The sequence below is a fragment of the Bacillus sp. OV322 genome (genome assembly GCF_900112495.1).
Taxonomy (GTDB): Bacteria; Bacillota; Bacilli; order Bacillales; family DSM-1321; genus Peribacillus.
In genome coordinates this window covers 62,896-75,466 of record NZ_FOMA01000010.1, presented here as the reverse complement: position 1 = coordinate 75,466, position 12,571 = coordinate 62,896, and the positions used below count along the sequence as shown (strand labels likewise).

The following is a 12,571-nucleotide window of genomic DNA, read 5'->3' as shown; positions in this document are numbered from 1 at the left end:
CTCCCTGCAGAAAATGCTGGATAACAGAAATGATTTCCTGACGCATCAAAAAATCCTCTCGCTGCCCTCAATAAAAAAATCTCCTCATGCTAAATATACAGCACGAGGAAATGCCCAACACCATTATTAAAGATCTATTTTTCCAAAAAACCAGTCAATAGATAGCGGATTGTTAAGTGCTTGGCAATTTTCTTATAATCTGGGGCTCCATTTTCACTGACTAATAGAGGAGTAATAAACAAACTGTGATCCTGAGGCGTTTTACATGGTGACACTACAGCAAATTCGCCAGCAGTCAAACCGCTTTTTATTTCCTGCTTTCCTTGAGAACGAAGACCTAATTCAACATATTGGTTATTTATATACCCTTTTGGGTTTATTTTATAAACATGAGGCTGCTTTTTTACATGCACAGCTTCCTCTTCAATAGCTGATACTCTTTTTGCATTTTTTGCTGTGACGGTTAGAGCAACGTTAGAACCAATGGGAAGCTCTCTTTGGGTTTCTTTTATGCTCCCTTTAAAACGGTAGGAATTTTTGGAATGGACAGAAGGCTCCTTAACAGGGTAGGGATTAATTTTTACGATTGTTCCCTTAAGCGGTCTTTTTAATTCGGATGTTTTGATGGTCATAATCATCCCTGTTTTAGCCATTCTAAATTCTTTTTCTGATAACATACCTTCTACCGAAGGTGTCTTGGATGCTATTGTAAGAATGGGATTTTTCAAATGTTTATTGATTTTTTTCACAAACCCATCTGCCTGGCTTGCTGCGGCTGCGGTATTGCTTTGTTCATCCATGAAGGCGAGCTGTTCGTCAAATCTTTTCATTTGTGATTCAAGCTTGGTCTTTTCTAATTCTTGTTTATAAATTTCTTGTTCAATCGCGCTTAGGATTGCCTGATTAGAGGCATCAGATGCAAGATTGAGATTTTTATTTATATCTGCATTTTCATCTGTAACAGGCATATCTGCTGTAATGGTTTCCTTATAGCTTTCAAGCTTGCTGATGTACGCGTCAATTCCATTCATGTCGCCTGCAGCCTGGGATTTTTCTGCTTCAAGATTTTTTTTGATTCTGTCTGCTTCCGGGGAAGTATATTGAAAAAGTGCGGTGCCTGCACTTACTTCATCGCCTTCTTCAACAAGGAACTTCTGGAATTCCTTTCCGTTCCCGCCGTTAAAGTAAACCGGATATTCATTATTTGGTTTTATTACACCAGAAGTGTGAAAGGATTTTGTCAAATTCTCTTTTTTGACAGACGACCATTTGCTGACAAAGAGCGTTCTTTCCACTTTGCTGTTTTCCTTTACAATTAAATACACATTAATACAAATAAATAATAATGCCGCCAATAGAATGATAGTTTTGTACGTAGTTTTCATAATCTCCACAGCCCCTTACAGAATCACACTAACATCAAGATAAGCGAGGAATGCCCCAGCTGTCCAAGTGATGATAAAAACCAATGCAACCGACAGCCAAACTATTAATCTGCTTTTTTCAGACAAAAATTTCAAATAATAGCAGGATAGCGCAATCATAGTAAGCTGGAACAGCGTAATATTTCCAAATAAGTGAATCAAATACTCATTGGAAGTAAAATGCTGGCTGATGACCCCGAATGAAAAAGGGTTTGCATCCTGGTTTACGTTAAGGAAAATGGAAATCGGTACAAGCAGCAGCTTTTCCAGCAGATATAAACTGAATACAATCATTTGGACAATCACAATTTTTATGTATGAAATATCCAAAAGCATCCAGTAAACCAAGGATGCACCAAAGAAAAATAGAGAGGGAAACACAGCTCCCGCTGCCAGCTTTCCATATAAAAACAGCATTTTCGCTGCTTCATATTCCCCTGGCGTCAGCTTTGTCAGCTCTTTGGAGATTGACTCTGATCCTAACCCATAATAAGCTCCCACTCCATAAACCAGCAAGCTGACAGCATACAGCAAAAACAAGGAAGGGCCAAACCGGGTCACAGCTTCCGCCTCTTTTAGTTGATATCTGCTTAATGCCGGATGAAGCAGGCCTTTTACAAAATGCATTTGATAGATCATTTATGTTCCCCCGTAAACTTTAAAATATGTTATCTCCTATTTTAACGTAAAACTGGACAAAATGAACAAACGAATGCTGTAAACTTTATGTTAATTTTATTGTAACCGCCGCCACTGAAGACATATGCAGGTTAAGCTTCTGGTCCGCAAAGCATAGGGAGGTGGTTTTTCATGACTTGAATATTGGCAGGTGTTTTCAGATAAATCTCTCCATCTGTGTCGGCTTCCATCTCCTTGGCGGTTTGAATTTTAATGTCACTTGCCTGAAGATACCATACACCCGAGTCAGGTTCTGCGCTTTCGGCTGCCAGCCTTTTCATTGCTAAGAGTTCTTTGAATACGGCTATGTTCGATTTCTTTAGAATGACGATATCCATTAATCCATCCCGGCTGTCGATCAGGGGAAACGGAAGCAGGTTTGTCCCAATGTACTTTCCGTTGAGGACAAGAATCATGATTGCTTCATCCTCTATCGTTTTTCCGTCATACTCCATTGTGAAGGAAAATGGTTCATTATCTCCTAGCGTCCGAATGGCACTTAAAAAATAGCCGATTTTCCCAAAAAGGTTTTTCTCATGTTCATCAATGTTGCTCGAAGTATCCGTAATAAGTCCGATTCCCCAAAAATTCAAGAAATACCTCTCTCCGGCTCTGCCGACATCCACTTCCTTTATCCTGCCTGACATCATTTCTTCAGCTGCTTTTCCGATTTTTTGCGGCAAATTAAGCGTCCTTGAAAAGTCATTGCAGGTCCCGCCAGGTAAAATGCCTAAGACTGGCCGCTTATTAAGTACAGACAAACCATTTACGCATTCGTGAACCGTCCCATCTCCTCCGAGGACAAATACTACATCCATATCTTCCCCGTATTCCCTGCATAACCTTTCTGCATCACCAGCCTCTTTTGTTTGAATAACCAGAAACTCCTCAATATTGCACGAAAGGACCGGCAGGCATTCTCCCAAATTCTTTTCAAGCTTTCCGCCGCCGGCATTTTGATTATAAATCAGCAAACCTTTTTTCCACTTCATCGTCCCGCCTACTTTCTGCTTCTCAAAATGTATATGTCTAACGCTTTCCTAAACCCATGGATTTAAAACATTATTTATTGTTCAGAAAATACTTTGCTTTAATGCTTTTTTATTATTATAAACTTTTTTGTAAAAAAAACCCAAACCATTTAAAAGCTTCAAATGACCTCAAATAATAGGGTTTGTATATTCAGCAGCATGTCTGACACACTAAAAAAAGACAGCTTTATGCTGCCTGGTTAATAAAGGTATTTTTTAAGCCGCTTCCTAAGTATAAGGAGCGATGAATTTTTCACATTAATTTTTTCAGCCATCAAAAGGAGGCTTTCTAAAATAATTGAATTTGGAGATGTTTTCTCCAATTCGCTTTTTATAGCCTGAAGTGTTTCTAGTTCTTTTTTCTTGCTGGGACTATGAACCCCCCCGCTGGAGATAACCGACTCAATCGCTTCATTTACAGCTTCCCTAAGAAGTGTCAAGATACCCTCCGTATCTGCGGCATTCGGAAAAGCAATATCTTTAAGAAGCGGTCCCTGTTCATCCATCAGTCCTTCCACTATGGAATCCAGGCGGTTCAAGAGAAACTCAGGGAGCCTTCCACTGTCAAATTCAGCTTTCCCTTCCATTAAACTCAAAGACATATAGGATTTAAAAAGGCCATCCATCATTATGGCACAATCAGGAATATACTCTTCCCTCAATTGAGGATAAAGGCTTTCCATCTTTTTTTGGAGCCATAAAAAATTCCCTTTTTGGATTATTAATAAAAATTGATCCAGCTCTTCAGTAATATGGTGCATATGTTCTTTCATCAGCATCTTAATAAATGCTGTATTCTCAAGCATCCGGTTTATTTGAACAGATAGCTGTTTAGCAAATTTTGCTCTTTCACCCAAGGAATCGTCTCCTTCTACAGATGATAATTCACTCTGGATCGATTCATAGAAATGAGTAAATATAAAAAGCAGCAATTCGTCCTTTGATTTAAAGTAATTATAAAAGGAACCCTTTGCCATCCCGCACTTATCCACGATTTCTTGTATCGAGGTGGCATGATATCCTCCCTCAGCAAATAACGCTAAGGCCGCTTCCATAATAAGCCTGCTTTTTTCTTTCATAGAACATCCACCTAACATCCATTCAAATGAAATGACCATTCAGTCATTATGTCTCCCATTGTATATTATTTATTTGCAAATCTCAATAGAGCCTATAGTCGAGGGTATTTATTATTGCATTGAAACATTAATTCCTATATATTCTAGAAGTGACTAGTTGGTCATAAATTTGATCTCGGAGGAATCAGATGAAATCGATTATTAAGTTTTCCCTTAAAAACAAACTGGCTATCTGGCTGCTGACAATTATCGTCGTTGCCGCTGGAATATATTCCGGTTTGAATATGAAACTCGAAACACTGCCGAGCATATCGACACCGGTAATCAGCATATCCACGGTTTACCCTGGTGCAGCACCGGATGAAGTAGCGAATAAAATTTCTGAACCGATTGAGAAAAGAGTCAGCAATCTTTCAGGAGTAGATATTGTCAGTTCATCATCCATGGCGAACGCATCTTCCATACAAATAGAATATAACTATGATAAAGATATGGACAAAGCCGTGGATGAAGTCAAAGAAGCCATCTCAGGACTGGAATTGCCAGAAGGGGCACAGGAGGCAAAAGTTTCGCGCATCGACTTCAACGCTTTCCCTGTTATTGCCCTGAGCGCAACAAATGCCGGGGCCGATCTGACCGAATTGACAAAGCAGGTAGAAGAGGACCTTGTCCCTAAGCTTGAGGGAATTGACGGAGTTTCAGAAGTGACTGCCTCAGGACAGCAGGTCCAGCAAGGGGCATTAGTCTTCAAAAAAGAAAAGCTGGCACAATACGGCCTTGACGAACAAACCGTCAAACAGATGATTCAGGGTTCCAATGTTTCAGTGCCTCTTGGATTATTCAATTTTAAAGATAAAGAAAAAACCATTGCTGTTGATGGCAACATCGGCACTCTTAAGGACTTAAAAAACATTGAAATTCCTGTTTCACCTAAACCTGCAGGAACTCAAGGGATGCAGCCGCCGCAAGGAATGGCCGGACAAGCAGCTCAAGGCCAAAACCAGCCAACTGCAGCCTCCCAGCCGCAGACGAAGCTGGCAAAGGTTAAGCTTTCTGACATCGCCGACATCAAAATTACCGGCCAGGCTGAAACTATTTCCAAAACCAACGGACATGATTCCATCGGCATTCAAGTAACCAAATCTCCAGATGCGAATACTGTCAATGTTGTAAACGACGTAAAAGCAGAGCTGAAAAAATTCGAAAAGGATACGCCAGGATCAAAGATTCACACAACATTTGATCAGGGAAAACCAATTGAGCAATCAGTAAAAACCATGCTTAACAAAGCAATTGTGGGCGGGATTTTTGCCGTGCTGATCATTTTGATTTTCTTAAGGAATATCCGCACTACACTTATATCAGTCATCTCAATTCCGCTTTCATTGCTGATCGCTGTTCTTGTTTTAAAACAATTCGATATCACCTTGAACATCATGACTTTAGGAGCGATGACCGTAGCGATCGGACGTGTAGTCGATGACTCCATTGTTGTTATTGAAAATATATTCAGAAGAATGACATTGAAAGACGAAGAATTAAGGGGCGGCGAACTCATCCGTTCAGCAACGAAAGAAATGTTCATTCCAATTTTCTCATCTACCATTGTAACGATTGCGGTCTTTCTGCCGCTTGCCCTTGTAAAAGGACCTGTAGGAGAACTATTCCTGCCATTTGCCTTAACAATTGTTTTTGCGCTGCTGGCTTCCCTGCTTGTCGCCATTACCATTGTTCCTTCTATGGCCCATTCTTTATTTAAAAACAGCATAAAAGGGAAAAGTCACGAAAGCAAGCCAAGCAAATTATCGAATTCTTACCGCAAAGTACTGAACTGGTCTTTGAACCATAAACTCATCACATTTGTCATCGCCATTTTATTGCTGGCAGGCAGTTTATTGCTTGTTCCAAAGATTGGCGTCAGCTTCATTCCATCGGATGAAGAGAAAACCATGATTGTCACGTATAAACCTTCTCCGGGAGAAAAGAAAACAGATGTTGAAAAAGCAGCCGCTAAAGCTGAGAAGTTCTTTATGGATAAAAAACAGGTAACCTCTGTGCAGTACACAATCGGCGGTGAAAACCCGATGATGCCAGGTTCCGGCAATTCGGCGATGCTGTACGTCTCTTATAAAAATAACACAGAGAATTTTGAAGCTGAGAAAGACAAATCATTAAAGCATCTAACCGGATTCAGCACTGCCGGAACATGGAAATCGCAGGACTTCAGCGGCTCAGGCTCCAACAATGAGCTAACACTCCATGTTTACGGAAAAGATCTGAATCAAATAGAGCCGATCGTCAAAAAAGTGACTAAGATGCTGAATGATAACAGCAGCTTAAAAGATACCGATACTACACTATCTGCGTCTTATCAGCAATACACGCTTGTTGCTGACCAAAGCAAACTGAGTGATCTTGGCCTGACTGCTTCACAGGTCGCGATGGCCCTTTCTGCAACAGGTGAAAAAGAAACATTAACAACCATCAAAAAAGACGGAAAAGATGTAAATATCTATATTGAAAAACAAAATAAACAGTTCCAGGATAAAAATGATTTAGCTGACAAAACCATTACATCCCCTCTTGGAATGGAAGTTCCTCTAAAAGAGGTTGTCAAAATCAAAGAAGGTAAATCACCGGATACTGTAACCCGCCGCGACGGAAAAAGGTATGCTGACGTTACCGCTAAAATTAAAGGCAAAGATGTTTCAAAAGTGACCAAAGAAGTTCAGGATAAGATAGATAAACTGGACTTGCCTGCGGGAGCGAGCATTTCCCTTGGCGGAGTTTCCGAACAAATAGGCGATTCATTCAGCCAGCTTGGACTTGCCATGCTAGCTGCCATCGCGATTGTTTACTTGATTCTTGTCATCACCTTCCACGGAGGGCTTGCACCTATTGCTATCCTTTTCTCTCTGCCATTTACGATTATCGGCGGATTGGCCGGATTATTCCTTGCAGGTGAAACAATCAGTGTATCTGCATTGATTGGCGCACTTATGCTGATTGGAATCGTCGTGACCAACGCCATTGTCCTTATAGACAGAGTAATCAAGAAGGAAGAAGAAGGACTAAACAAACGTGATGCCCTTCTAGAAGCTGGAGCAACAAGGATACGTCCAATCCTTATGACAGCCATCGCAACAGTGGGAGCACTCATTCCGCTTGCAATCGGCACTGAAGGCGGGGGATTAATTTCAAAAGGACTGGGCGTCACCGTAATTGGCGGCTTGATCAGTTCCACTTTATTAACTCTTGTCATCGTCCCTGTCGTATACGAATTCATCACAAGCTTCGGCAAAAAGAAAAAAAGAAATAAAGCATAATGCTTTAATAGTCAAATGCCCCTCACATTCCGTGAGGGGCATTTTTGTTTTTCCCATATTACAATTATTCGGGTGATATGTGCATTAAAGCTATTTAGATCAGTATTTGTGTCGCTCGTCTTCTGTAAGTCCTCCTTGGCTTTGGGGCGCCATGCAGGGTGACGCGGCGCCATGGCGCCTGCGTCTAACTCTTTCTCTTTACTGCACTCATGTCAGGTATACCATAAATGAATTTCTGCCGAACAGGAAAGATATACAGACCATTACTAAAAAGAAGTCATAGCTCCTTTTTCGTCAAATACCGAATCGGGATTCCAAGCTACCTCCCAGATGTTATTTTCAATATCTGCAAAATAAGCGGTCCGCCCTCCCCAGAATGCAGCACTTGGTTCGCGGAGGATTTTCCCTCCTATTTTTCGGATATGGCTAATAACGGCATCAACTTCTTCGGGTGTATTTACGTTAATGGCCAGAGTAATAGCTTGATAGGTATCCTTAGATTTATGAATCTGCACTCCCGAATCAGCTTCCAGTTCTTTTAAAGGAAAGAGGGACAACAGCACACCAGCTGTTTTAAACACTGCATATTGATCTGAACTCATTTCCGGTTCACTCCAGCCCAGCTTTTGATAAAAAGCGCGAAGTTCCGGCAAATCAATTGCTCCTATTGTAATAAGCGATACACGCTGCGGGACCATATCACCACTCCTAACCACTGTTTATACACAGTATAAACGCCGGGAACTTCATTTAAATTAAATACTTTTCGACAAAATGGGGTCAGACCCCTAAAAAAAATCATAAAACCCTCTGATTCAGAGTTTTATGATTTTTTTGCCTGGTTTATTTTTCCGCGCTGCGGAATTCTGTTTTGACTTTTTGCAGCAATTCTTTGTCTGTCAGGAGCCGGTAGCCTGTCAATGCAAGGGCTTTGGCTCCTGTTATTAATGCATGTTCTCCCTGACTGGAGCCGGCTGCCTCGCGGAATTCATTTGTATGTGCAATCAGTTCGTCATGGCCGATTTTTATATAAGGATGTGCTGTCGGCACCACATGGCTTACATTGCCGGCATCTGTGGAGCCAATTCCTCCGCTTCTCTTATCAACGGTTTCTCCGAGGTTCTCCAGCTCTTCCCGAAGAACTTCATCCAATGATGAATTGATAACAATATCATGCACTTCATTTTGGAATCGCTCAATCTTCACGGTAGCTCCTGCAGCAAGTGCGGCACCTTGAGCAACATTCCTGACCTTAGCTGACACTTCTTCCGCACGTTTCCATGTGCTGGCACGAATAAAGAAACGGGCAGAGGAAAAGTCAGGAATAATATTAGGTGCATCGCCTCCATGGGTAATGATTCCGTGTATTCTTACATCTGAAGGCAATTGCTGCCGAAGGGCATTGATTCCATTGAATAAACCAATGACTGCATCTAAGGCATTTATTCCTTCTTCCGGTGATCCCGCAGCATGTGCCGCTTTTCCGTAAAAGAAAAAATCTAAAGGATCAACTGCCAAAGACGGACTTGTCAGCCCTGTTTTACCGCTCGGGTGTATCATGAGCGCAGCGTCTATGCCTTCGAGCAATCCATGTTTAACGAAGCTCCCCTTCGCACTTCCATTAGGGCCTCCTTCTTCTGCAGGCGTACCGAAAACAACAGCTTCTCCGCCGGTTTCCTCAACCACTTTTGATAAAGCAATTCCAGCAGCAATACTCGTTGTTCCAATAATATTATGGCCGCAGGCATGCCCAAGACCCGGCAAAGCATCATATTCTGCTAAAAACGCAATGGAGGGGCCCGGTTTTCCTGACGATTTTCTTGCTATAAAGCCCGTTTCATGGCCGGCGACATTTCTTGTCACTTCAAAGCCAGCTTCCTCCAGGATATTAGTTAATGTATCGGATGCAAGATATTCCTGGTTTCCTATTTCAGGATTCTCGTGGATGTAATGGCTCACTTCTATATATCTATCCCTGCCATCCTCAATGCTTCTCACAATCAAATCTCTTTGTGTTTCAACTTCTACTGTCATATAAACTTCTCCTCTCTCTTATCTTTATATTTGGGCTGGCCAGAAAAAAACTTTCAGCCTATAAGTTTTTAATTGTATCTATCGAGGTTACTACTGGCACCGTGGCACCTTTATCGCGTTTGATGATGTAATCGTGAACTGCTTTCGACTGATATGCTTTTACGATTTTAAGGAAATCTTTATCCTTTTTATTTTTTGTGGCAGCAGCAATTACGTTGATATAAGGCTGGGCTGATTTGTCATTCGGATCTTCCTTATAAAGCGGGTCTTTGGAAGGCTTCAGGCCGGCTTGCACGGCAAACCCATTATTAATGACAGCCGCTCCCACATCCTCAAGCAATCTGGCTGTTTGTCCGGCTGCAATTGGTTTGATATTCAAATGCTTTGGATTGTCTTTGATTTGGTCCACACTGCCTCTCGGATCAAAGTTATCCACTAGAGTAATAAGCTTTGCCGACGCCAAAAGCTTAAGGGCCCGGCCTGCATTTGTTACATCATCAGGTATTGTAATGGTAGCTCCGTCCGGTATGCCGTCTATCTTTTTATATTTTTTTGAATAAATCCCCATTGGTGCTATAACTGTTGAGCCGATTGCTGAGATATCCAAGTTGTGATCATGTTTAAATTGATTCATATAGGTGATGGTCTGGAAAGAATTTAAATCAATGCTGCCATCATTTAAGGCTGTATTAGGCTGGACATAATCTGAAAAAGATACAATTTTCAGGTTGATTCCATCGTCTTTTACCTGTTTTTGTACAAGGCTCCAAAGATCATTGTCGTCACCATTTATCCCTATTTTTATTGTGCGCGTGCCTCCATCCTTGGAAGCTGAATTTGATGAGCATGCTCCTAAAACCAATATCAGACTTGCCACTGCCGCGAAAACAATACTTAATCTTTTCATCCTCTTTTCCTCCTCACATATCTTGACCATGTATTTCCAAAGCTTTGAATAAGCTGAACGCTAACGATAAGCAATACGACTGTAATGACAATAACGACCGTGATAAAGCGCTGATAGCCATAAGTAATTGCAAGGTTCCCAAGACCTCCTGCACCCACAGCGCCCGCCGCTGCTGTCGAACCGATTAGTCCGATTGTCGCTGTAGTAAACGAAAGTATTAATGATGGCACTGCTTCAGGGATAATAAATTTAGTGATAATCTGCATTTTTGTGGCTCCCATGGCATGAGCTGTTTCCAGGACGCCTTTATCCACCTCGAGCATGGAATTTTCAATCAGCCTTGCAAGATACGGGCCTACAAAAATGGACAAAGGCACAATCGCTGCAGCTACACCAATTGATGTCCCCGTCACAAGCCTTGTAAATGGAATGATAGCGACCAGAAGAATAATAAAGGGTACAGAACGGACAATATTCACAATGGTATTCAGGGCAAGAAAGACCGCTTTATTTTCCATGATATGTCCGGGTCTCGTGATGACTAGAATAATGCCTAAAGGCAGTCCTATGATTGTTCCAAAAATAAATGATCCAAACACAGTGAGAAACGTCTCTTCACAAGCCTGGAAAAACTGCGGCCAGAAAAATTCCCAATTAAGCTCCATGCGCTTCAGCCTCCTTTATGTCGATTCCGCTATTCAAGATAAATTGGACGGCTTTATTTCTTTCCTCAATTTCTCCGTCAATCGCAATAAAAAGATTTCCGTATGGTTTTTCCTGCAGTTCTGTAATAGATCCATACAGGATGTTCAGATGAATATCAAACTGCTTGGAAACTTCCGATAGTAAAGGGCGTGCCGCTTTTTCCCCCAGAAAAACTAGACGGTAATAGGTCCCGCTTCTTATTTTTTTCGATAAATGAGGCGGTATTTCATTTTGTAAAACGGTATTAACGAAATTACGGGTAATTCTTTTCTGAGGATTAGTAAACACATCATAAACTGTCCCTTCTTCAACGATTTCCCCGTCGTCAATTACCGCCACCTTGTCACATAAATCACGAATCACACTCATTTCATGTGTAATCAGGACAATGGTAATGCTGTAAGCTTTATTCACCTTTCTTAACAGCTCAAGAACATTTCTTGTTGTTTCTGGATCCAATGCAGATGTTGCTTCATCGCAAAGCAGGATCTGGGGATCTGTCACAAGGGCCCTGGCGATTCCGACACGCTGTTTTTGTCCGCCAGACAGGTGGCCCGGATAAACATTTTCCTTTCCGCTTAGTCCAACAAATTCAATGAGATCCAGCACCTTTTTTTGAACATCCCGCTTCTTTTTTCCCTGTAGATATAGCGGCATTGCAATATTGTCAAAAACGGTTTTAGCAGAAAGCAGGTTAAAATGCTGAAAAATCATCCCAATTTCCCTGCGTGTTTTCCTAAGCTCACTTTCATTCAATGACATCAAGTCCAATCCATCAATGCTGATTGTTCCTTCTGTCGGTTCCTCTAACCGATTAAGACATCTTATTAACGTGCTTTTTCCTGCTCCTGAAAATCCTATGATTCCAAATATATTTCCCTTATCTATTGTCAGAGAAATATTATTTAGTGCATGAATAGGGGTTTTTCCCTGATAAACCTTTGAAACATTTTTGATTTCAATCAATTTTAATTCCTCCTACGGCGCAATTAACCAATTATTCTTATAAGTTTAATCAGAAATATACATATAAGACGCCCCTTTCATCAATCTCCCGGAAACGAAAAAACCCTTCTTTTATCCATGACAGATAAGAAGAAGGGTTTATATGTATAAGCCGATCTACTTCTTATCTTTCAAACCGATTGTACCGATTTGCAGGAATTAGCACGGTATTTGCAATAAGCAGCAAACCCGTTGCCGAGGTTTCGCAGGGCCAGTCCCTCCACCTCTCTGGATAAGTAATAGCATTTATTCAATTGTTTTTTAATTTGTAACTACAATATTAGGCAGACTTATGAGATAAGTCAATATTTTTTTAAAATTCTCAATAAAAAATTTCCGGCTGGTCCTTCTAAATTATGTCTACAAAAAGAATTCAGAACAA

The 12,571-nt window shown here is 41.1% G+C and carries 10 protein-coding genes and 1 riboswitch; of the genes, 1 reads left to right on the top strand and 9 read right to left on the bottom strand.

The genetic code is table 11. The annotated features are described in order from the left end of the window. Positions 1 to 134: 134 nt before the first annotated feature. The 4 genes from BM126_RS20180 to BM126_RS20165 all read right to left on the bottom strand — a co-directional run bounded on the left by BM126_RS20180 (position 135) and on the right by BM126_RS20165 (position 4,212). Positions 135 to 1,385, bottom strand: coding sequence for an efflux RND transporter periplasmic adaptor subunit (locus BM126_RS20180; protein WP_090991196.1), 1,251 nt, complete (start codon positions 1,383 to 1,385; stop codon positions 135 to 137). 15 nt (positions 1,386 to 1,400) lie between these two features. Next, a complete protein-coding gene (locus BM126_RS20175) occupies positions 1,401 to 2,063 on the bottom strand; it encodes a hypothetical protein (RefSeq protein WP_090991195.1) in 663 nt (220 codons plus the stop codon). Positions 2,064 to 2,194: 131 nt separating this feature from the next. Continuing rightward, entirely contained in the window at positions 2,195 to 3,094 is a 900-nt protein-coding gene (locus tag BM126_RS20170) for a diacylglycerol/lipid kinase family protein (protein ID WP_090991194.1), read from the bottom strand. Between the two features lie 239 nt (positions 3,095 to 3,333). Further along, a complete protein-coding gene (locus BM126_RS20165) occupies positions 3,334 to 4,212 on the bottom strand; it encodes a TetR/AcrR family transcriptional regulator (RefSeq protein WP_177201524.1) in 879 nt (292 codons plus the stop codon). A 188-nt stretch (positions 4,213 to 4,400) separates the two neighbouring features. Between BM126_RS20165 and BM126_RS20160 the strand changes: the two genes are divergently transcribed. Continuing rightward, positions 4,401 to 7,538 (top strand): efflux RND transporter permease subunit, encoded by a 3,138-nt coding sequence (locus BM126_RS20160; protein ID WP_090991192.1) that lies wholly within the window; start codon positions 4,401 to 4,403, stop codon positions 7,536 to 7,538. A gap of 266 nt (positions 7,539 to 7,804) precedes the next feature. Here BM126_RS20160 and BM126_RS20155 read toward each other — a convergent pair whose 3' ends face one another. The 5 genes from BM126_RS20155 to BM126_RS20135 form a co-directional block, all read right to left on the bottom strand. Next, a complete protein-coding gene (locus BM126_RS20155) occupies positions 7,805 to 8,236 on the bottom strand; it encodes a VOC family protein (RefSeq protein ID WP_090991191.1) in 432 nt (143 codons plus the stop codon). A 145-nt stretch (positions 8,237 to 8,381) separates the two neighbouring features. Beyond that, positions 8,382 to 9,572 (bottom strand): M20 family metallopeptidase, encoded by a 1,191-nt coding sequence (locus tag BM126_RS20150; RefSeq protein WP_090991190.1) that lies wholly within the window; start codon positions 9,570 to 9,572, stop codon positions 8,382 to 8,384. 58 nt (positions 9,573 to 9,630) lie between these two features. Further along, entirely contained in the window at positions 9,631 to 10,479 is an 849-nt protein-coding gene (locus BM126_RS20145) for a MetQ/NlpA family ABC transporter substrate-binding protein (protein ID WP_141770115.1), read from the bottom strand. After that, positions 10,476 to 11,144 (bottom strand): methionine ABC transporter permease, encoded by a 669-nt coding sequence (locus BM126_RS20140; protein ID WP_090991220.1) that lies wholly within the window; start codon positions 11,142 to 11,144, stop codon positions 10,476 to 10,478. Before BM126_RS20140 ends, BM126_RS20145 begins: the two co-directional genes overlap by 4 nt. Further along, positions 11,134 to 12,150, bottom strand: coding sequence for a methionine ABC transporter ATP-binding protein (locus tag BM126_RS20135; RefSeq protein ID WP_090991188.1), 1,017 nt, complete (start codon positions 12,148 to 12,150; stop codon positions 11,134 to 11,136). Before BM126_RS20135 ends, BM126_RS20140 begins: the two co-directional genes overlap by 11 nt. 160 nt (positions 12,151 to 12,310) lie before the next feature. After that, positions 12,311 to 12,428: riboswitch (SAM riboswitch) on the bottom strand. Positions 12,429 to 12,571: the final 143 nt, after the last annotated feature.